The organism is Mesorhizobium sp. M0058 (genome assembly GCF_040323095.1).
Taxonomy (GTDB): Bacteria; Pseudomonadota; Alphaproteobacteria; order Rhizobiales; family Rhizobiaceae; genus Mesorhizobium.
In genome coordinates, this window is record NZ_JAMYUQ010000009.1 from 1 (window position 1) to 17250 (window position 17250).

Here is a 17250-nt window from a genome sequence, read left to right on the forward strand (position 1 = left end):
GCCATGGAAGAGAAGCTGCGCTTCGCCATCCGTGAAGGCGGCCGCACCGTCGGTGCCGGCATCGTCGTCACCATCAAAGAGTAATTTGGACTTAAACCGATCTGTCGCGGGCGCAGGATTTGCCCGCGCCGCGCCAGAACAAGGAAGTGACGCATGAACGGACAGAATATCCGCATCCGCCTGAAGGCGTTTGATCACCGCGTGCTCGACGCCTCGACGAAAGAAATCGTGTCGACGGCCAAGCGCACCGGAGCAAACGTCCGCGGCCCCATTCCGCTGCCGACGCGGATCGAAAAGTTCACGGTCAACCGGTCGCCTCACGTCGACAAGAAGAGCCGCGAGCAGTTCGAGATGCGCACGCACAAGCGTCTGCTCGACATCGTCGATCCGACCCCGCAGACGGTCGATGCTTTGATGAAGCTCGATCTGGCCGCCGGTGTCGACGTCGAGATCAAGCTCTAAGGGAATGAGAGCGCGGTAAGGGGCGGTGCCCCTGGCCCGGAACTCTAAAGGAATTGAACCGATGCGTTCAGGTGTGATTGCAAAGAAGGTGGGAATGACCCGCATCTATAATGATGCCGGGGAACATGTTCCCGTCACCGTTCTCCAGATGGAGAACTGCCAGGTCGTGGCTCAGCGCACGCAGGAGAAGAACGGCTATACGGCCGTCCAGCTCGGCGTTGGCCTTGCCAAGGTGAAGAACACGTCGAAGGCGATGCGCGGCCATTTCGCGACCGCTTCCGTCGAGCCGAAGGCGAAGGTCGCCGAGTTCCGCGTCTCCGCCGACAACATGATCGATGTCGGCGCCGAGATCACCGTCGAGCACTTCGTCGCCGGCCAGAAGGTCGATGTGACGGGCACGACGATCGGCAAGGGTTTCCAGGGCGTCATCAAGCGCCATCACATGGGTGGTGGCCGCGCGACGCACGGTAACTCGGTTTCGCACCGTACGCACGGTTCGACCGGCCAGCGTCAGGATCCGGGCAAAGTGTTCAAGGGCAAGCATATGGCTGGCCACATGGGCGACACCCGCGTCACCACACAGAATGTCGAGATCGTTTCGACCGACGCCGATCGCGGCCTGATCCTGATCCGCGGTGCGGTTCCCGGATCGAAGGGCGCCTGGATCCTGGTCCGCGATGCGGCCAAGGTGGCACTGCCGGCCAATGCGCCGAAGCCTGCCGCGATCCGCCCGGTTGCTGCAGCGAGCGCTGCCACGAACGAGGCTCCGGCCGCAGAGGGAGCAGAATAATGGATCTCAAGATCACAACGCTTGGCGGCAAGGACGCCGGCAAGGTGAAACTCTCCGAGGAGATTTTCGGCCTTGATCCGCGCGAGGACATCCTGCAGCGCGTCGTGCGCTGGCAGCTGGCCAAGCGCCAGCAGGGCACGCACAAGGCCAAGGGCCGCGCCGAAATCGCGCGCACCGGCGCCAAGATGTACAAGCAGAAGGGTACGGGCCGCGCCCGTCACCATTCGGCACGCGCTCCGCAGTTCCGCGGCGGCGGCAAGGCCCACGGCCCGGTCGTTCGCAGCCACGAGCACGATCTGCCGAAGAAGGTGCGCGCTCTGGGCTTGCGGCATGCTCTCTCGGCCAAGGCCAAGAGCGCGTCGATCATCATCATCGACGAGCTGAAGCTGACCGAGGCCAAGACGAAGGCGCTGATCGCGAATTTCGCGACGCTGGGCCTGACCAACGCCTTGGTGATCGGCGGTGCCGAGCTTGACCAGAACTTCAAGCTGGCGGCGACCAACATCCCGAACATCGACGTGCTGCCCATCCAGGGCATCAACGTCTACGACATTCTGCGCCGCGGCACGCTGGTCCTTTCGAAGGCCGCCGTCGAGGCTCTCGAGGAGCGCTTTAAATGACCGACCTCCGTCATTACGACGTGATCGTCTCGCCGGCGATCACCGAAAAGTCGACCATGGCTTCCGAGAACAACCAGGTTGTTTTCAACGTCGCCAAGAAGGCGTCGAAGCCGGAAATCAAGGCTGCTGTCGAAGCGCTGTTTGGCGTCAAGGTTACGGCCGTGAACACGCTTGTCCGCAAGGGCAAGATCAAGCGCTTCCGCGGCACGATCGGCCGCCAGAGCGACGTCAAGAAGGCGATCGTGACGCTGGCCGACGGCCAGTCGATCGACGTCGCGACGGGTCTCTGAGCTAGGCCGCGAGGACAGAAACATGGCACTTAAAAAATTCAACCCGGTAACGCCGAGCACCCGCCAGCTGGTCATCGTCGACCGCTCGGGCCTCTACAAGGGCAAGCCCGTCAAGGGCCTGACCGAAGGCCTGACCAAGTCGGGCGGCCGCAACAATCACGGCCGCATCACGGCCCGCTTCATCGGCGGCGGTCACAAGCGTTCGTACCGCATCATCGACTTCAAGCGCCGCAAGTTCGACGTCGTCGGCACGGTCGAGCGCATTGAATACGATCCGAACCGCACCGCCTTCATCGCGCTGATCAAGTATGACGATGGCGAGCTGTCCTACATCATCGCTCCGCAGCGCCTTGCCGCCGGCGATAAGATCGTGGCCGGCGAATCGGTCGACGTGAAGCCGGGCAATGCGATGCCGCTGGCCTCGATGCCGGTCGGCACGATCGTCCACAACATCGAGCTGAAGCCGGGCAAGGGCGCCCAGGTTGCCCGCTCGGCGGGTGGCTACGGCCAGCTGGTCGGTCGCGACCAGGGCATGGCGATCCTGCGCCTCAATTCGGGCGAGCAGCGTGTCGTTCACGGCTCCTGCATGGCCACCGTCGGCGCCGTGTCGAACCCCGACCACGGCAACATCAACGACGGCAAGGCCGGCCGCACGGTCTGGCGCGGCAAGCGCCCGCACAATCGCGGCGTGACCATGAACCCGGTCGACCATCCGCATGGCGGTGGTGAAGGCCGCACCTCCGGTGGCCGTCATCCGGTCAGCCCGTGGGGCAAGCCGACCAAGGGCAAGAAGACGCGGTCCAACAAGGCGACCGACAAGTTCATCCTGCGCTCGCGCCATCAGCGCAAGAGCTAAGAAGAGGTAACGCCAAGTGACTCGTTCTATTTGGAAAGGCCCCTTCATCGACGGCTACCTTCTCAAGAAGGTGGACAAGGTTCGTGAAGGTGGTCGCAATGAGGTGATCAAGATGTGGAGCCGTCGCTCCACCATCCTGCCGCAGTTCGTCGGCTTCACCTTCGGTGTCTACAACGGCCAGAAGCATGTTCCCGTCTCGGTGAACGAGGACATGGTCGGTCACAAGTTCGGTGAATTCGCTCCGACCCGGACCTATTACGGTCACGGCGCGGATAAGAAGGCGAAGAGGAAATAATCATGGGCAAGGCCAAAGCTCCGCGCAGGCTTGCTGACAACGAAGCGCGCGCCGTTCTGCGCACGATCCGTATCAGCCCGCAGAAGCTGAACCTGGTTGCCGCGCTGATCCGCGGCAAGAAGGTCGCGACAGCGCTTTCCGATCTCGAATTCTCGGCCAAGCGGATTTCCGGCACGGTCAAGAAGACGCTGGAATCGGCGATCGCCAACGCGGAAAACAACCACGACCTTGACGTCGATGCGCTGATCGTGGCGGAAGCCTATGTCGGCAAGTCGATCGTCATGAAGCGGTTCCATGCTCGTGGCCGCGGTCGCGCCAGCCGTATCGAAAAGCCGTTCTCGCACCTCACGATCGTCGTTCGTGAAGTCGAAGAAAAAGGGGAGGCCGCATAATGGGCCAGAAAGTCAATCCGATCGGTCTGCGCCTCGGCATCAACCGCACCTGGGATTCGCGCTGGTTCGCGAACACCGGCGAGTACGGCAAACTGCTGCATGAGGACATCAAGATCCGCAAATATCTTGAAAAGGAACTCAAGCAGGCTGCGATTTCGAAGGTCGTGATCGAGCGCCCGCACAAGAAGTGCCGCGTCACCATCCATGCGGCGCGCCCGGGCCTGATCATCGGCAAGAAGGGCGCCGACATCGAAAAGCTTCGCAAGAAGCTGATGGAGATGACGAAGTCCGAGACGCACTTGAACATCGTTGAAGTGCGCAAGCCGGAAATCGACGCGACCTTGGTCGCCCAGTCGATCGCCCAGCAGCTCGAGCGTCGTATCGCCTTCCGCCGCGCCATGAAGCGCGCCGTTCAGTCGGCCATGCGCCTGGGCGCCGAAGGCATCCGCATCAACTGCGCCGGCCGTCTCGGCGGCGCCGAGATTGCGCGCATGGAATGGTACCGCGAGGGCCGCGTGCCGCTGCATACGCTGCGCGCCGATGTCGACTATGGCACGGCCGAAGCGCACACGGCTTACGGCATCTGCGGCGTCAAGGTCTGGGTGTTCAAGGGCGAAATCCTCGAGCACGATCCGATGGCTTCGGAGCGTCGCGCGACCGAGGGTGATGCTGCGCATGGCGGTGGTGGTGATCGCGAACGCGGTCGTCGTCGCGAAAACGCCTGATTATTTAGGAATTTGGAGTTAGAACGATGCTGCAGCCAAAGCGCACAAAGTTCCGCAAGCAGTTCAAGGGCCGTATCCATGGTACCGCAAAGGGCGGCACCAACCTGGATTTCGGTGGTTTCGGGCTGAAGGCGCTTGAGCCGAACCGCGTCACCGCGCGTGAGATCGAGGCGGCCCGCCGCGCGATCACTCGTGAGATGAAGCGTGCCGGCCGCGTGTGGATCCGTATTTTCCCTGATGTGCCGGTGACGTCGAAGCCGACCGAAGTGCGCATGGGCAAGGGCAAGGGCGCTGTCGATTACTGGGCGGCGCGCGTCAAGCCGGGCCGCATCATGTTCGAGATCGACGGCGTCAACGAAGAAACCGCCCGTGAGGCGCTGCGTCTCGGCGCGGCCAAGCTCTCGGTCAGGACGCGCTTCGTACAGCGCATCGCAGAATAAGGACGGGCTGATCATGAAAGCCGAAGACATCCGGACCAAGACCCAGGACCAGCTGACCGACGATCTGGCCAGCCTGAAGAAGGAGCAGTTCAACCTGCGCTTCCAGAAGGCCACCGGCCAGCTCGAGAAGACCGCGCGCGTGCGGCAGGTTCGCAAGGACATTGCGCGTATCAAGACCATCGCTGCGGAAAAGTCCGCGGCCAAGAAGGCTTAAGGACGAAAATCATGCCAAAGCGCATTCTGCAGGGCACTGTCGTCAGCGACAAGAACGAGAAGACGGTAGTCGTCAAGGTCGAACGGCGCTTCACGCATCCCGTGATGAAGAAGACCGTGCGCATGACCAAGAAGTACAAGGCGCACGACGAGAACAACGCCCACAAGGTCGGCGATCAGGTGTTCATCCAGGAATCGAAGCCGATTTCCAAGGATAAGCGCTGGATCGTCGTGTCTTCGGACCAGGCGTAACAAACCGAATTTTGGACAGACCGGGGAGGGGCTTTGAGCCCGTCCCGTTAGAAGAGAAGAAGGCGGCCAGTCATGATTCAGATGCAAACAAACCTCGACGTCGCGGATAATTCAGGCGCCCGTCGTGTCATGTGCATCAAGGTGCTGGGCGGCTCGAAGCGGAAATACGCTTCCGTAGGCGACATCATCGTGGTGTCGATCAAGGAAGCCATTCCGCGCGGCCGCGTTAAGAAGGGCGATGTGATGAAGGCGGTCGTGGTTCGCACGGCCAAGGACATCCGCCGCCCGGACGGCAGCGTGATCCGTTTCGACAAGAACGCGGCCGTTCTCGTCGACAACAAGAAAGAGCCGATCGGCACGCGTATCTTCGGACCGGTTCCGCGCGAACTCCGCGCCAAGAACCACATGAAGATCATCTCGCTCGCGCCTGAAGTGCTGTAAGGAGCCGGACCAATGCAAAAGATTAGAAAAGGCGACAAGGTCGTCGTGCTGGCCGGCAAGGACAAGGGCCGTTCGGGCGAAGTCCTTTCGGTTCAGCCGAAGGAAGACACCGCGCTGGTGCGCGGCGTCAACATGATCCGTCGTCACCAGAAGCAGTCCCAGTCCCAAGAGGGCGGGATCATCACCAAGGAAGCGCCGATCCAGCTGTCGAACATCGCGCTGGCCGACCCCAAGGATGGCAAGCCGACCCGCGTCGGCTTCATCTTCCAGAAGGACGGCAAGAAGGTGCGCGTCGCCAAGCGCTCGGGAGAAGTCATCAATGGCTAAGGCTCAAACCACGAAGCCCAAGGCTGAAAGCAAACAGTCCAAGGCCCAGAACACGCCGCGCCTCAAGCAGGTCTACAACGAGACCATCCGCAAGGCGCTGCAGGAGCAGTTCGGCTACGAGAACGAGATGCAGGTTCCGCGCATCGACAAGATCGTGCTGAACATGGGCGTCGGCGAAGCGACCGCGGATTCGAAGAAGCCTTCGATCGCGGCCGAAGACCTGGCGATGATCGCCGGCCAGAAGGCCGTCGTCACCCGCGCCCGTAATTCGATCGCCGGCTTCAAGGTCCGCGAGAAGATGCCGATCGGCGCCAAGGTCACGCTGCGCAAGGAACGCATGTACGAGTTCCTCGACCGTCTCGTGAACATCGCACTGCCGCGCGTCCGCGACTTTCGCGGACTGAATCCGAAGAGCTTCGATGGCCGTGGCAACTACGCCATGGGCATCAAGGAACACATCGTGTTCCCGGAGATCAACTACGACAAGGTTGATCAGATCTGGGGCATGGACGTCATCGTTTGTACGACTGCGAAGACGGACGACGAAGCCAGGGCATTGCTCAAGGCCTTCAACTTCCCCTTCCGCCAGTAACGGCAGCGAGAAAAGGAAAAATCTGAAATGGCAAAGACCAGCTCAGTCGAGAAGAACAACAGGCGCCGCAAGCTTGCCGACCAGTACGGTCCCAAGCGCGCAGCGCTCAAGGCGATCATCATGGACCAGTCCAAGCCGATGGAAGAGCGTTTCCGCGCTCAGCTGAAGCTTGCTGCCCTGCCGCGCAACTCGGCCAAGATCCGCATCCGCAACCGCTGCGAAGTTACCGGCCGTCCGCGCGCCTATTATCGCAAGCTCAAAGTATCGCGCATCGCGCTTCGTGATCTCGGCAATAACGGCCAGATCCCGGGCCTGGTCAAGTCGAGCTGGTAAGGAGGACATAACATGTCATTGAGCGATCCTCTCGGCGATATGCTGACCCGCATCCGCAACGCGTATGGCCGTAAGAAGTCGAGCGTTTCGACGCCGGCCTCGCGCCTGCGTACCCGCGTCCTCGACGTGCTGAAGGCTGAAGGCTATATCCGCGACTACAGCCAGACCGACTTCGACAACGGCAAGTCCGAAATCGAAATCGAGCTGAAGTATTTCGACGGTGCTCCGGTCGTGCGCGAAATCGCCCGCGTCTCGAAGCCTGGCCGCCGCGTTTACGTCTCGGCCAAGTCGATCCCGCACGTCGCCAACGGCCTCGGCATCGCCATCCTTTCGACGCCGAAGGGCGTGATGGCCGATCACGAAGCACGCGAACAGAATGTCGGCGGCGAAATCCTCTGCCAGATTTTCTAATTCGGCAGACCTGAAACAAGAGAAGTGACGAGGACAACCAAATGTCTCGTATTGGAAAGAAACCCGTTTCGCTGCCGCAGGGCGTGACCGCGACCGTCAACGGCCAGACCGTGACGGCGAAGGGCCCCAAGGGCGAGCTGAAGTTCGTGGTGAACGACGAAGTGCTGGTCAAGATGGAAGGCAGCGAAATCGCTGTCCAGCCGCGCGACCAGACCAAGACCGCCCGCTCCAAGTGGGGCATGTCGCGCACGCAGATCGTCAACATCCTGCAGGGCGTCAAGGACGGTTTCGAGAAGAAGCTCGAGATCACCGGCGTCGGCTATCGCGCGGCACTCCAGGGCAAGAACCTGCAGCTGGCGCTTGGCTTCAGCCACGACGTCGTTTACGAGACGCCGGCCGGCATCACGATCACCGTGCCGAAGCCGACGGAAATCACCGTGACCGGCATCGACAAGCAGCAGGTCGGCCAGGTTGCAGCCGAGATCCGCGAGTATCGCGGTCCCGAGCCCTACAAGGGCAAGGGTGTCCGCTATGCCGGCGAGAAGATCGTCCGCAAGGAAGGCAAGAAGAAGTAGTAAGCCTGGCCCCGAAAAGTTGCAGACTTTTCGGAAAAGGCCAAGCCAAAGAAGTGCAACGCCGCGGGGAGCGGTCGCGGGAGGCGCTTTCGCCTACCGCACATGGCGGCCCCCGTTTTTTGAAGGCAAGGAAGACTATCATGGCTACCAAGGAATCCATCCAGCGCCGCGCGCAGCGCGTCCGCCGCCAGATCAAGAAGGTCGCCGGCGAACGTCCGCGTCTCTCGGTTCACCGCACGTCGAAGAACATCTACGTGCAGGTCATCGACGACGCCAAGGGCCATACCATCGCGGCTGCATCGACACTCGAGAAGGACCTCAAGGGTTCGCTCAAGACCGGCGCCGACACCGAGGCAGCAGCCGCTGTTGGCAAGCTGATCGCCGAGCGTGCTTCGAAGGCCGGCGTCAAGGAAGTCGTCTTCGACCGCGGCGCCTACATCTATCACGGCCGCGTCAAGGCGCTGGCCGAGGCTGCCCGTGAAGGCGGTCTGAGCTTCTAATTGCCTGTTCCCGAACCGAAGGTCAGCGCAGCAAAAAGTTGCAGACTTTTCGGACAAGATCATGCAAGGAAAAATAACTCGCCCCCGGTGACCCAAAGAGGCGCACCGGATTTTATCAGCAACCGTGCTTCCGGAAAAAAACAAGGAACAGGATATGGCACAGGAACGTAGGGATGGCGGCCGCGGCCGCGATCGTGAAGAACGCGATGACGGCATGGTGGACAAGCTCGTCCACATCAACCGTGTCGCCAAGGTCGTCAAGGGCGGCCGTCGCTTCGGTTTTGCAGCACTCGTCGTCGTCGGCGACCAGAAGGGCCGCGTCGGCTTCGGTCACGGCAAGGCGCGCGAAGTGCCGGAAGCGATCCGCAAGGCAACCGAGTCGGCCAAGCGCGACATGATTTTCGTGCCGCTGCGCTCGGGCCGCACGCTGCACCACGACGTCGAAGGACGCTGGGGCGCCGGACGCGTGCTGCTGCGCGCTGCCAAGCAGGGTACCGGCATCATCGCCGGCGGCCCGATGCGCGCTGTCTTCGAGACGCTTGGCATGCATGACGTGGTCGCCAAGTCGATGGGTTCGTCGAACCCCTACAACATGGTTCGCGCCACATTCGACGCGCTAAAGAGCCAGATGCATCCCAAGGATGTGGCTGCTGCGCGCGGCATCAAGTATTCGACCCTTCAGGCCCGCCGCGGCACCGCCGTTGCGGCTGAAGAATAGTCGATCTGACCAGGGATTTTGACCATGGCCAAGAAAGCAACCAAGACCATCACCGTTGAGCAGATCGGTTCGCCGATCCGCCGCCCGAAGGAACAGCGCGCAACGCTGGTCGGCCTCGGCCTCAACAAGATGCACAAGCAGCGCACGCTGGAGGACACTCCCTCGGTGCGCGGCATGATCGCTGCCGTCCAGCATCTCGTCCGCGTCGTGGACGAGGGCTGAGCAAAAGCGCAGGAGAACCCAGATGAAACTCAACGATCTGCGTGACAAGGACGGCGCGACGCACTCCAAGAAGCGTCTCGGCCGTGGCATCGGCTCCGGCTCCGGCAAGACCGGCGGTCGCGGCGTCAAGGGCCAGAAGGCGCGCTCCGGCGTTGCCATCAACGGCTTCGAGGGCGGCCAGATGCCGCTCTATCGGCGCCTGCCGAAGCGTGGCTTCAATAACATCTTCGCCAAGAGCTTTGTCGTCGTGTCGCTGGCTCGTATCCAGACGGCGCTCGATGCCAAGAAGCTCGACGCCAAGGCGACCGTGACGGCCGAGGCACTCGTTGCCGCCGGCGTCATCCGCCGCGTCAAGGACGGCGTGCGCATCCTCTCGGACGGCGAGCTCAAGGCAAAGCTTGCCTTCGACGTCGCCGGCGCCTCCAAGGCCGCGATCGAGAAGATCGAAAAGGCCGGCGGTTCGGTCAAGCTGCCGGAAGCGGCAGCGGAGTAACGGCAATTTGAAGCGCGGCCGGCAGGAACGGTATCCGTTTTTGTTCACGATTGCGCTTTGATCCGATCAATTAGGCGGCCGCGTCAACGCGGCCGCTTGCATGTTTAGAGCCCGGAGCTTATCTCGTGAGCTTCGGTGCCACGCGCCGCCTGAGCTGCGGGCATCGAGCGTGACATACAAATCAAAGAAGTAGCGCATGACGTTGTCCGAAAACCGCTTCACACTTTTCGGCATCATGCTCTAGCGGAGAATCAGGCATGGCTTCGGCTGCTGAACAACTAGCCTCGAATCTGAATTTTGCGGCTTTCGCCAAGGCGGAGGACCTGAAGAAGCGAATCTGGTTCACCGTCGGCGCGCTGCTCGTCTATCGCCTCGGCACCTATATCCCGCTGCCCGGCATCAATCCGGATGCATTCGCGCAGGCCTTCTCTTCGCAGGCCAAGGGCGTGCTCGGCATGTTCAACATGTTCGCCGGCGGCGCCGTGCAGCGCATGGCGATCTTCGCGCTCGGCATCATGCCTTACATCTCAGCCTCCATCATCATGCAGCTGATGACCTCGGTCATTCCGTCGCTGGAGGCGCTGAAAAAGGAAGGCGAGCAGGGCCGCAAGGTCATCAACCAGTACACGCGCTACGGCACGGTACTCCTGGCGCTGGTGCAGGCCTACGGCATTTCGGTGGGCCTGGAAGGCGGCAACGGCATCGTCAACGATCCCGGCATGTTCTTCCGCATCTCGACCGTCGTCACGCTGGTTGGCGGCACCATGTTCCTGATGTGGCTGGGCGAGCAGATCACCGCCCGCGGCATCGGCAACGGCATTTCGCTGATCATTTTCTCCGGCATCGTCGCCGGCCTGCCGCGCGCCATCTCCGGCACGCTGGAGCTCGGCCGCACCGGCGCTCTATCGACCGGGCTGATACTCGCGATCATCGTGCTGGCCATAATCGTCATCGCGCTGATCGTGTTCTTCGAGCGCGCGCAGCGCCGCCTGCTGATCCAGTATCCGAAGCGCCAGGTCGGCAACCGCATGTTCCAGGGCGATACCTCGCATCTGCCGCTGAAGCTCAACACGTCGGGCGTCATTCCGCCGATCTTCGCGTCGTCGCTGCTTTTGCTGCCGGCAACGGTCGCCGGCTTCTCGCAGACGACAAACCTGCCGGCCTGGGCAAGCACCGTGCTCGCCTCGCTCGGCCACGGCCAGCCGCTCTACATGCTGTTCTATGCGGCAATGATCGTGTTCTTCGCCTTCTTCTACACGGCCATCGTGTTCAATCCGAAGGACACCGCCGACCAGCTCAAGAAGCATTCCGGCTTCATTCCGGGCTACCGTCCGGGTGAGCGCACCGCCGATTACATCGACTATGTCCTGACGCGCATCACCGTCGTCGGCGCCATCTATCTGGTGCTGGTGTGCCTGCTGCCCGAGTTCCTGATTTCGGCGACTGGCGTACCATTCTACCTCGGTGGCACATCGCTTCTGATCGTGGTCAGTGTAACCCTCGATACGGTGGCGCAGATCCAGGGTCACCTGATCGCGCACCAGTATGAGGGCCTGATCAAGAAGTCGAAGCTGCGCGGGGGGAAGAAGGCCAGATGAGATTGATATTGCTTGGGCCGCCAGGAGCGGGCAAGGGGACGCAAGCACAAAGACTGGTAGAAAAATACGGCATACCGCAGCTGTCGACGGGCGACATGCTGCGGGCCGCCGTACAGGCCGGCACTGAAGTCGGCAAGCGCGCCAAGGCGGTGATGGATGCCGGCGAGCTGGTTTCCGACGCCATTGTCAACGCGATCGTGGCCGAGCGCATCGACCAGCCCGATTGCACCAACGGTTTCATCCTCGACGGATATCCGCGCACGCTGGTGCAGGCTGATGCGGTTGAATCGATGCTCGCCGAGCGCGGCATTGGCCTCGATGCCGTGATCGAGTTCGTCGTCGACGACAAAGCGTTGGTCGGCCGCATCGTCAAGCGCGCCGACGACGCCAAGGCCGCCGGACAGCCGGTGCGCAAGGACGACAATCCGGTGGTGTTCGAAGAGCGCCTGCGGGAATATTACAAGAAGACGGCGCCGCTGATCGGCTATTATTACGCCAAACGCTCGCTTAGGAGTGTCGACGGCATGGCTCCTGTCGACACCGTGACGGCGGAGATTGAAGCGCTGCTCGCGGCGGTGACGCGGGAGACCGTTACGGTAAAGTAAAGATTGCGCTTGACTGGAACGGTTCGCTGGGTTATGGCGGCCCGTCTTCCTATCAGGCATGAGGCTTGCTTGTCCGCAAGGGCAAGGCAGCCGCATTGAAACTAGGGAACTCCCGCAAGGGCCGGCCTCCACCGGACGCGGGGTAATTTGAACAGCGCCGCGCATGCCTTGTTTTGAAGGCCGGCCGGTCCCACATGGAGAAGAGAAGAATATGGCTCGTATAGCCGGCGTCAACATTCCGACCAACAAGCGCGTCGTCATTGCGCTTCAGTACATTCACGGCATTGGCAAGAAGTTCGCCCAGGAGATCGTCGACAAGGTCGGCATCCCGGCCGAGCGCCGCGTCAACCAGTTGACCGACGCGGAAGTGCTGCAGATCCGCGAGACCATCGACCGCGACTACCAGGTCGAAGGCGACCTGCGCCGCGAAGTGTCGATGAACATCAAGCGTCTCATGGACCTCGGCTGCTACCGCGGTCTGCGTCACCGCCGTTCGCTGCCGGTTCGCGGCCAGCGCACGCACACCAATGCACGCACCCGCAAGGGCCCGGCCAAGTCGATCGCCGGCAAGAAGAAGTAAGTGAGCGAATAGCGAGTAGCCATTAGCGAGTAGGGGTCCCTATTCGCTAGTCCCTATTCACTACTCGCTTTCAAAGGTGGAGCCGCTGGCATTACGGCGGTGTAGAGATCAACTGAAAGGACTATCATGGCCAAGGACGCCGCTCGTGTTCGCCGTCGCGAACGCAAGAACATCTCGTCGGGCGTTGCCCACGTCAATTCGACCTTCAACAACACGATGATCACCATCACCGACGCGCAGGGCAATTCCATTGCCTGGTCGTCGGCCGGTGCCCAGGGCTTCAAGGGTTCGCGCAAGTCGACCCCGTTCGCCGCCCAGATGGCTGCCGAAGACGTCGCCAAGAAGGCCCAGGAACACGGCATGCGCATGCTCGAAGTCGAGGTCTGCGGACCCGGCTCCGGTCGTGAATCGGCGCTTCGCGCCCTGCAGGCGGCCGGCTTCACCATCACTTCGATCCGTGATGTGACGCCGATCCCGCACAATGGCTGCCGCCCGCGTAAGAAGCGCCGCGTCTAAGACATTACCGAACGCCGCGTGAGCGCCTCAAGGCGCTCCTCCACGGCACTCCAGGTCGCCCGCCACGATTGGATGGTGGCGGGTCAACGGAAGGAAAGCATCATGATCCAGAAAAATTGGCAGGAACTGATCAAGCCGAACAAGATCGAGTTCTCGTCGAAGAAGAAGACGCTGACCACGCTGGTCGCCGAGCCGCTCGAGCGTGGCTTCGGCCTGACGCTCGGCAACGCGCTGCGCCGCGTGCTTTTGTCTTCGCTGCGCGGTGCGGCTGTCACCGCCGTGCAGATCGACGGCGTTCTGCATGAATTCTCGTCGATTGCCGGCGTGCGTGAGGACGTGACCGACATCGTCCTCAACATCAAGGAAATCGCCATCCGCATGGAAGGCGATGGTCCCAAGCGCATGGTCGTTCGCAAGCAGGGCCCGGGTGCGGTTCTGGCTGGCGACATCCAGACGGTTGGCGACGTCGAGATCCTCAACCCCGACCACGTCATCTGCACGCTGGACGAGGGCGCTGAAATCCGTATGGAATTCACAGTCGACACCGGCAAGGGTTACGTGCCGGCAGACCGCAACCGCGCCGAAGACGCGCCGATCGGCCTGATCCCGGTCGACAGCCTGTATTCGCCGGTCAAGAAGGTCTCCTACAAGGTCGAGAACACCCGCGAGGGCCAGGTTCTCGACTATGACAAGCTGACCATGACCATCGAGACCGACGGTTCGATCTCGGGCGAGGACGCGGTGGCATTCGCTGCCCGCATCCTGCAGGACCAGCTTGGCCTGTTCGTCAATTTCGACGAGCCGCAGAAGGAAGTCGCCACCGAGGCCGTCACCGAGCTCGCCTTCAACCCGGCGCTGCTCAAGAAAGTGGACGAGCTCGAGCTTTCGGTGCGTTCGGCCAACTGCCTGAAGAACGACAACATCGTCTACATCGGCGATCTCATCCAGAAGACCGAAGCCGAGATGCTGCGCACCCCGAACTTCGGCCGCAAGTCGCTGAACGAGATCAAAGAAGTGCTCGCGGCGATGGGCCTGCACCTCGGCATGGAAGTGCCGGACTGGCCGCCGGAAAACATCGAAGACCTCGCCAAGCGTTACGAAGACCAATATTGAGCATGAAGTCCAAGGATCGGCGGCGTGGGCCGCTCGATCCGACGGTCATGCGGAAAACCATCAGAGGCCGTGGCCTCTTGAACAACTGAAGGAAAAGAGCCATGCGCCACGGTTTTAAAGGCCGCCGCTTCGCCCGAAGCATTAGCCATCGCAAGTCGATGTTCGCCAACCTCGCCGTGTCGCTGCTCGAGCATGAGCAGATCGTCACCACCCTGCCGAAGGCGAAGGATTTGCGTCCGATCGTCGAGAAGCTGGTGACGCTCGGCAAGCGCGGCGACCTCCATGCGCGCCGCCAGGTCATTGCCCAGATCGGCAATGAAGGCGTCGTCAAGCGTTTGTTCGACACGATTGCGCCGCGCTACGCCGACCGCAACGGCGGCTATCTGCGCATCATGAAGGCGGGCTTCCGCCACGGCGACAATGCCGCCATGGCGGTCATCGAGTTCGTCGACCGCGACACCGACGCCAAGGGCGCCGGCGACCGCGCCCGCCTCGAAGCCGAAGGCGCCAACGAGGAAGCCACTGCCGCATAAGGCTCGGTTTTTCAGGAATGACTTCAAGGGGCCTTCGGGCCCCTTTTTGTTACCGGCGTCCTACGTTTAGCGTGTCTTACGTTTAGCGAGTAAGCATCAGGTAGTCGCGACCGCTAAGCAGATTCCAATTGAAGGCGCCGGGGATCTCTTCGAACGCCGGTTGGGGATAGGAATAGATACTGTCGAGGGTGGCGCGGGAATCTATATCGCTGACCACTCGCGACACGTTGGAATTGGTCAGGTATTTTTGGGCGTCCCCATCTTCGATGAAGTCTGTATCGACTCGGAAATGAATCTGAACGGGACCCGCGCAGATGTTCAGCAATATTTCGTCGCTCAAGGCGGCGTAGAACACCGCTGCCTCTTCTGGAGCCCAAAGGCCGGCAGTCAAGAATTCCGAAGGTGTCGTCTCTCCACTGAACCCATCCAATGAGAGCACAAGGCGATCGGTGAGAACCTCAAAATCACCTTCGAGATAGCCCGCTTCTTCGATCTGAAACCAGTTCATCCAATGAGGTGCTTCTTCATCAAAGGAAATTTCGAGCTTTCCGAAAGTCCAATAGACCGGAATCGTCTCTGCATGTTCAGTGATCCAGCCGTCAGGCGGACCTAGCATACCGGCGATGTCGATCATTTTCAGAGAAGGGAAAACAGGCCCAAAAGTGCCGGTCTTCAAAAAGTCACGGAATGACAGGAGTTGTTTTTTCATGAGGGCCGACGAAGGTTTTCAGTTTCAAGTCGACCTATAGCTGCTTTGATGCCCAAAATAATCGTATTTCAGCGGCTTAGCCTTTCATTTTGCACAATCGTCGGGACAATGCCCCCGAACTTGCCTTGGAGGATTCGCGAATGCGCGCCAACCGACTGTCTCTTGTTCTGCTCTTCGCCATGATGGCGTTCGCAGCCGCGCCGACAGTCAGGCAGGCTCTGGCCGAGGACGCCGCCAAGCCAGCCGACCCGGGGCTCTCCGATGTGCTGACCGACCTCCTGCATGGCGTCGAAGGCGAGAACGGCACCTCCGGTCCCGACAAGCGCGTGCCGTTCGGCCGCGAAGAGGTGCAGCTGTCGTTTGCCCCCCTGGTCAAGCAGACGGCGCCGGCCGTGGTCAATGTCTATGCTTCGCAGACGGCCAAGGTCACGTCGCCCTTTGACGGCGATCCTTTCTTCGAGGAATTCTTCGGCCGCGCGCAGCCGCGCGCACAATCCTCGCTCGGCTCGGGCGTGCTGGTCGACCCGAGCGGCGTCGTCGTCACCAATTTCCACGTGATCAAGGATGCCGACGAGGTCAAGGTCGCGACCGCCGACGGGCGCGAATTCACCTCGAAGGTCATGCTCAAGGACGAGACGCTTGACCTCGCCGTGCTCAAGATCACCTCCGACAAGCCGTTTCCGGTGATCGCCATCGGCGATTCCGACGCGCTCGAGGTCGGCGACCTGGTGCTGGCCATCGGCAATCCGTTCGGCGTCGGCCAGACCACCACCAGCGGCATCGTGTCGGCGCTTGCCCGCAGCCATATCGGCGTTTCGGATTCGGGCTACTTCATCCAGACCGACGCCGCCATCAATCCCGGCAATTCCGGCGGCGCGCTGATCAACATGGGCGGCCAGCTGGTCGGCATCAACACCGCCATCTACAGCCGCAGCGGCGGCTCGATCGGCATCGGCTTTGCCATCCCGGCCAACATGGTGCGCGCCTTCGCCGATGCGGCCAAGGCCGGGCTCGATTTCTTCGAGCGGCCCTATATAGGCGCCGAGTTCGAAGCGGTCACACCTCAGATCGCCGAATCGCTCGGCATGGAGAAGCCGACCGGCGCGCTGGTGTCGTCGGTCGAGGAAGCCGGACCGGCGGCCAAGGCAGGGCTGAAGCCCGGCGATGTCGTGCTGCAGCTCAATGGCACGACCGTCGAGGGCATCGAGGCGCTGGACTACCGCATGGCGACCCTGTCGATCGGCACCAAGGCGACCTTCGCCATCCTGAGCAAGGGCCAGCAGGCGACGATGGAGATTGCACTGGAGCGCGCGCCGGAAGGCGCCAAGGCGTCGGAAGTGACCCTGCATGGCCGCAGCCCGTTCTCCGGCGCCAAGGTCGCGGAACTGTCGCCCAGGCTCGCCCAGCGGCTCGGCCTGCGCACCGACCTCAAGGGGGTCACCGTGGTCGACATCAACCGCGATTCGCCGGCCGCCGATTTCGGCTTCCAGCCGGGCGACATCGTGCGCGAGGTTAACGGCACGACGGTCGATACGGCGGCGACACTGGCGCAGCTTGCCCAGCAGGATACGCGCTGGTGGCGCTTTACCGTCGAGCGCGGCGGGCAGATACTGCGCCAGGTGTTGCGTTACTGAGGCGATCTTCCCATT

30 protein-coding genes are annotated in these 17250 nt (G+C 61.7%); 29 read left to right on the forward strand and 1 reads right to left on the reverse strand.

The features are described from left to right. The 28 genes from NKJ75_RS16510 to rplQ form a co-directional block, all read left to right on the forward strand. Window positions 1–84, forward strand: an 84-nt coding sequence (locus NKJ75_RS16510) for an EF-Tu C-terminal domain-related protein (RefSeq protein WP_455749504.1), incomplete at its 5' end; no start/stop codon positions are given. Between the two features lie 69 nt (window positions 85–153). Then, window positions 154–462, forward strand: coding sequence for a 30S ribosomal protein S10 (gene rpsJ, locus NKJ75_RS16515; protein WP_010909272.1), 309 nt, complete (start codon window positions 154–156; stop codon window positions 460–462). Between the two features lie 61 nt (window positions 463–523). Next, a complete protein-coding gene (gene rplC / locus NKJ75_RS16520) occupies window positions 524–1252 on the forward strand; it encodes a 50S ribosomal protein L3 (RefSeq protein WP_023691244.1) in 729 nt (242 codons plus the stop codon). After that, window positions 1252–1872: a 50S ribosomal protein L4 gene (gene rplD / locus NKJ75_RS16525; RefSeq protein WP_023672750.1), complete on the forward strand. Its 621-nt coding sequence runs from the start codon at window positions 1252–1254 to the stop codon at window positions 1870–1872. Before rplC ends, rplD begins: the two co-directional genes overlap by 1 nt. Further along, entirely contained in the window at window positions 1869–2162 is a 294-nt protein-coding gene (locus tag NKJ75_RS16530) for a 50S ribosomal protein L23 (RefSeq protein WP_023672751.1), read from the forward strand. Before rplD ends, NKJ75_RS16530 begins: the two co-directional genes overlap by 4 nt. Window positions 2163–2184: 22 nt before the next feature. Then, window positions 2185–3018: a 50S ribosomal protein L2 gene (gene rplB, locus NKJ75_RS16535; protein ID WP_023706515.1), complete on the forward strand. Its 834-nt coding sequence runs from the start codon at window positions 2185–2187 to the stop codon at window positions 3016–3018. Between the two features lie 16 nt (window positions 3019–3034). Further along, window positions 3035–3313, forward strand: a complete 279-nt coding sequence (rpsS, locus tag NKJ75_RS16540; RefSeq protein ID WP_006205463.1) for a 30S ribosomal protein S19 — start codon at window positions 3035–3037, stop codon at window positions 3311–3313. Window positions 3314–3315: 2 nt separating this feature from the next. Further along, window positions 3316–3705, forward strand: a complete 390-nt coding sequence (rplV, locus tag NKJ75_RS16545) for a 50S ribosomal protein L22 (RefSeq protein WP_006205462.1) — start codon at window positions 3316–3318, stop codon at window positions 3703–3705. Then, a complete protein-coding gene (gene rpsC / locus NKJ75_RS16550) occupies window positions 3705–4430 on the forward strand; it encodes a 30S ribosomal protein S3 (protein WP_023672753.1) in 726 nt (241 codons plus the stop codon). The genes rplV and rpsC overlap by 1 nt, the downstream gene beginning before the upstream one ends. Window positions 4431–4456: 26 nt before the next feature. Beyond that, on the forward strand, window positions 4457–4870 hold the full coding sequence (gene rplP, locus NKJ75_RS16555) for a 50S ribosomal protein L16 (protein WP_006205460.1): 414 nt from the start codon (window positions 4457–4459) through the stop codon (window positions 4868–4870). Between the two features lie 13 nt (window positions 4871–4883). Continuing rightward, entirely contained in the window at window positions 4884–5084 is a 201-nt protein-coding gene (gene rpmC / locus NKJ75_RS16560; protein WP_006205459.1) for a 50S ribosomal protein L29, read from the forward strand. Between the two features lie 11 nt (window positions 5085–5095). After that, the gene (gene rpsQ / locus NKJ75_RS16565; RefSeq protein ID WP_010909280.1) at window positions 5096–5335 is read left to right on the forward strand and encodes a 30S ribosomal protein S17; all 240 of its coding nucleotides are present in this window, start codon (window positions 5096–5098) and stop codon (window positions 5333–5335) included. Between the two features lie 72 nt (window positions 5336–5407). Next, entirely contained in the window at window positions 5408–5776 is a 369-nt protein-coding gene (gene rplN / locus NKJ75_RS16570; protein WP_006205457.1) for a 50S ribosomal protein L14, read from the forward strand. 12 nt (window positions 5777–5788) lie between these two features. Then, window positions 5789–6103 (forward strand): 50S ribosomal protein L24, encoded by a 315-nt coding sequence (gene rplX, locus NKJ75_RS16575; RefSeq protein ID WP_013531428.1) that lies wholly within the window; start codon window positions 5789–5791, stop codon window positions 6101–6103. Further along, complete coding sequence (gene rplE, locus NKJ75_RS16580; RefSeq protein ID WP_023672755.1) at window positions 6096–6695, forward strand: 50S ribosomal protein L5; 600 nt, start codon at window positions 6096–6098, stop codon at window positions 6693–6695. Before rplX ends, rplE begins: the two co-directional genes overlap by 8 nt. A 27-nt stretch (window positions 6696–6722) precedes the next feature. After that, complete coding sequence (gene rpsN / locus NKJ75_RS16585) at window positions 6723–7028, forward strand: 30S ribosomal protein S14 (RefSeq protein WP_010909282.1); 306 nt, start codon at window positions 6723–6725, stop codon at window positions 7026–7028. Between the two features lie 12 nt (window positions 7029–7040). Beyond that, the gene (gene rpsH / locus NKJ75_RS16590) at window positions 7041–7439 is read left to right on the forward strand and encodes a 30S ribosomal protein S8 (RefSeq protein ID WP_006205453.1); all 399 of its coding nucleotides are present in this window, start codon (window positions 7041–7043) and stop codon (window positions 7437–7439) included. A 41-nt stretch (window positions 7440–7480) separates the two neighbouring features. Continuing rightward, complete coding sequence (gene rplF, locus NKJ75_RS16595) at window positions 7481–8014, forward strand: 50S ribosomal protein L6 (protein ID WP_023682603.1); 534 nt, start codon at window positions 7481–7483, stop codon at window positions 8012–8014. Window positions 8015–8154: 140 nt separating this feature from the next. Beyond that, window positions 8155–8514 (forward strand): 50S ribosomal protein L18, encoded by a 360-nt coding sequence (gene rplR / locus NKJ75_RS16600; protein WP_023682602.1) that lies wholly within the window; start codon window positions 8155–8157, stop codon window positions 8512–8514. 154 nt (window positions 8515–8668) lie between these two features. Then, on the forward strand, window positions 8669–9232 hold the full coding sequence (rpsE, locus tag NKJ75_RS16605) for a 30S ribosomal protein S5 (protein WP_006333394.1): 564 nt from the start codon (window positions 8669–8671) through the stop codon (window positions 9230–9232). A gap of 24 nt (window positions 9233–9256) precedes the next feature. Further along, window positions 9257–9454: a 50S ribosomal protein L30 gene (gene rpmD, locus NKJ75_RS16610; RefSeq protein ID WP_006205449.1), complete on the forward strand. Its 198-nt coding sequence runs from the start codon at window positions 9257–9259 to the stop codon at window positions 9452–9454. A 22-nt stretch (window positions 9455–9476) separates the two neighbouring features. Further along, window positions 9477–9947 (forward strand): 50S ribosomal protein L15, encoded by a 471-nt coding sequence (gene rplO, locus NKJ75_RS16615; RefSeq protein WP_023672760.1) that lies wholly within the window; start codon window positions 9477–9479, stop codon window positions 9945–9947. Window positions 9948–10204: 257 nt separating this feature from the next. Beyond that, complete coding sequence (gene secY / locus NKJ75_RS16620) at window positions 10205–11545, forward strand: preprotein translocase subunit SecY (RefSeq protein ID WP_023672761.1); 1341 nt, start codon at window positions 10205–10207, stop codon at window positions 11543–11545. Beyond that, window positions 11542–12150, forward strand: coding sequence for an adenylate kinase (locus NKJ75_RS16625; protein ID WP_023701778.1), 609 nt, complete (start codon window positions 11542–11544; stop codon window positions 12148–12150). Before secY ends, NKJ75_RS16625 begins: the two co-directional genes overlap by 4 nt. Before the next feature lie 211 nt (window positions 12151–12361). Next, entirely contained in the window at window positions 12362–12730 is a 369-nt protein-coding gene (gene rpsM / locus NKJ75_RS16630) for a 30S ribosomal protein S13 (RefSeq protein ID WP_006205445.1), read from the forward strand. 126 nt (window positions 12731–12856) lie between these two features. Further along, window positions 12857–13246 (forward strand): 30S ribosomal protein S11, encoded by a 390-nt coding sequence (gene rpsK, locus NKJ75_RS16635; RefSeq protein WP_023825601.1) that lies wholly within the window; start codon window positions 12857–12859, stop codon window positions 13244–13246. A gap of 102 nt (window positions 13247–13348) precedes the next feature. After that, window positions 13349–14359 carry a DNA-directed RNA polymerase subunit alpha gene (locus tag NKJ75_RS16640; RefSeq protein WP_023682599.1) on the forward strand — a complete coding sequence of 337 codons (1011 nt, stop codon included), beginning with the start codon at window positions 13349–13351 and terminating at the stop codon, window positions 14357–14359. Between the two features lie 101 nt (window positions 14360–14460). Then, window positions 14461–14892 carry a 50S ribosomal protein L17 gene (rplQ, locus tag NKJ75_RS16645; protein ID WP_023691248.1) on the forward strand — a complete coding sequence of 144 codons (432 nt, stop codon included), beginning with the start codon at window positions 14461–14463 and terminating at the stop codon, window positions 14890–14892. A gap of 82 nt (window positions 14893–14974) precedes the next feature. Here rplQ and NKJ75_RS16650 read toward each other — a convergent pair whose 3' ends face one another. Continuing rightward, window positions 14975–15601 carry a hypothetical protein gene (locus tag NKJ75_RS16650; protein ID WP_023752307.1) on the reverse strand — a complete coding sequence of 209 codons (627 nt, stop codon included), beginning with the start codon at window positions 15599–15601 and terminating at the stop codon, window positions 14975–14977. A 140-nt stretch (window positions 15602–15741) separates the two neighbouring features. Between NKJ75_RS16650 and NKJ75_RS16655 the strand changes: the two genes are divergently transcribed. Next, window positions 15742–17235: a DegQ family serine endoprotease gene (locus NKJ75_RS16655; protein ID WP_023688416.1), complete on the forward strand. Its 1494-nt coding sequence runs from the start codon at window positions 15742–15744 to the stop codon at window positions 17233–17235. Window positions 17236–17250 lie beyond the last annotated feature (15 nt).

What these genes read in the sequence shown, in the direction of transcription:
- rpsJ (WP_010909272.1), top strand. Translation starts at nt 154, where the DNA reads ATGAACGGACAGAATATCCGCATCCGCCTGAAGGCGTTTGATCACCGC.
- rplC (WP_023691244.1), top strand. Translation starts at nt 524, where the DNA reads ATGCGTTCAGGTGTGATTGCAAAGAAGGTGGGAATGACCCGCATCTAT.
- rplD (WP_023672750.1), top strand. Translation starts at nt 1,252, where the DNA reads ATGGATCTCAAGATCACAACGCTTGGCGGCAAGGACGCCGGCAAGGTG.
- NKJ75_RS16530 (WP_023672751.1), top strand. Translation starts at nt 1,869, where the DNA reads ATGACCGACCTCCGTCATTACGACGTGATCGTCTCGCCGGCGATCACC.
- rplB (WP_023706515.1), top strand. Translation starts at nt 2,185, where the DNA reads ATGGCACTTAAAAAATTCAACCCGGTAACGCCGAGCACCCGCCAGCTG.
- rplV (WP_006205462.1), top strand. Translation starts at nt 3,316, where the DNA reads ATGGGCAAGGCCAAAGCTCCGCGCAGGCTTGCTGACAACGAAGCGCGC.
- rpsC (WP_023672753.1), top strand. Translation starts at nt 3,705, where the DNA reads ATGGGCCAGAAAGTCAATCCGATCGGTCTGCGCCTCGGCATCAACCGC.
- rplP (WP_006205460.1), top strand. Translation starts at nt 4,457, where the DNA reads ATGCTGCAGCCAAAGCGCACAAAGTTCCGCAAGCAGTTCAAGGGCCGT.
- rpmC (WP_006205459.1), top strand. Translation starts at nt 4,884, where the DNA reads ATGAAAGCCGAAGACATCCGGACCAAGACCCAGGACCAGCTGACCGAC.
- rpsQ (WP_010909280.1), top strand. Translation starts at nt 5,096, where the DNA reads ATGCCAAAGCGCATTCTGCAGGGCACTGTCGTCAGCGACAAGAACGAG.
- rplN (WP_006205457.1), top strand. Translation starts at nt 5,408, where the DNA reads ATGATTCAGATGCAAACAAACCTCGACGTCGCGGATAATTCAGGCGCC.
- rplX (WP_013531428.1), top strand. Translation starts at nt 5,789, where the DNA reads ATGCAAAAGATTAGAAAAGGCGACAAGGTCGTCGTGCTGGCCGGCAAG.
- rplE (WP_023672755.1), top strand. Translation starts at nt 6,096, where the DNA reads ATGGCTAAGGCTCAAACCACGAAGCCCAAGGCTGAAAGCAAACAGTCC.
- rpsN (WP_010909282.1), top strand. Translation starts at nt 6,723, where the DNA reads ATGGCAAAGACCAGCTCAGTCGAGAAGAACAACAGGCGCCGCAAGCTT.
- rpsH (WP_006205453.1), top strand. Translation starts at nt 7,041, where the DNA reads ATGTCATTGAGCGATCCTCTCGGCGATATGCTGACCCGCATCCGCAAC.
- rplF (WP_023682603.1), top strand. Translation starts at nt 7,481, where the DNA reads ATGTCTCGTATTGGAAAGAAACCCGTTTCGCTGCCGCAGGGCGTGACC.
- rplR (WP_023682602.1), top strand. Translation starts at nt 8,155, where the DNA reads ATGGCTACCAAGGAATCCATCCAGCGCCGCGCGCAGCGCGTCCGCCGC.
- rpsE (WP_006333394.1), top strand. Translation starts at nt 8,669, where the DNA reads ATGGCACAGGAACGTAGGGATGGCGGCCGCGGCCGCGATCGTGAAGAA.
- rpmD (WP_006205449.1), top strand. Translation starts at nt 9,257, where the DNA reads ATGGCCAAGAAAGCAACCAAGACCATCACCGTTGAGCAGATCGGTTCG.
- rplO (WP_023672760.1), top strand. Translation starts at nt 9,477, where the DNA reads ATGAAACTCAACGATCTGCGTGACAAGGACGGCGCGACGCACTCCAAG.
- secY (WP_023672761.1), top strand. Translation starts at nt 10,205, where the DNA reads ATGGCTTCGGCTGCTGAACAACTAGCCTCGAATCTGAATTTTGCGGCT.
- NKJ75_RS16625 (WP_023701778.1), top strand. Translation starts at nt 11,542, where the DNA reads ATGAGATTGATATTGCTTGGGCCGCCAGGAGCGGGCAAGGGGACGCAA.
- rpsM (WP_006205445.1), top strand. Translation starts at nt 12,362, where the DNA reads ATGGCTCGTATAGCCGGCGTCAACATTCCGACCAACAAGCGCGTCGTC.
- rpsK (WP_023825601.1), top strand. Translation starts at nt 12,857, where the DNA reads ATGGCCAAGGACGCCGCTCGTGTTCGCCGTCGCGAACGCAAGAACATC.
- NKJ75_RS16640 (WP_023682599.1), top strand. Translation starts at nt 13,349, where the DNA reads ATGATCCAGAAAAATTGGCAGGAACTGATCAAGCCGAACAAGATCGAG.
- rplQ (WP_023691248.1), top strand. Translation starts at nt 14,461, where the DNA reads ATGCGCCACGGTTTTAAAGGCCGCCGCTTCGCCCGAAGCATTAGCCAT.
- NKJ75_RS16650 (WP_023752307.1), bottom strand. Translation starts at nt 15,601, where the DNA reads ATGAAAAAACAACTCCTGTCATTCCGTGACTTTTTGAAGACCGGCACT.
- NKJ75_RS16655 (WP_023688416.1), top strand. Translation starts at nt 15,742, where the DNA reads ATGCGCGCCAACCGACTGTCTCTTGTTCTGCTCTTCGCCATGATGGCG.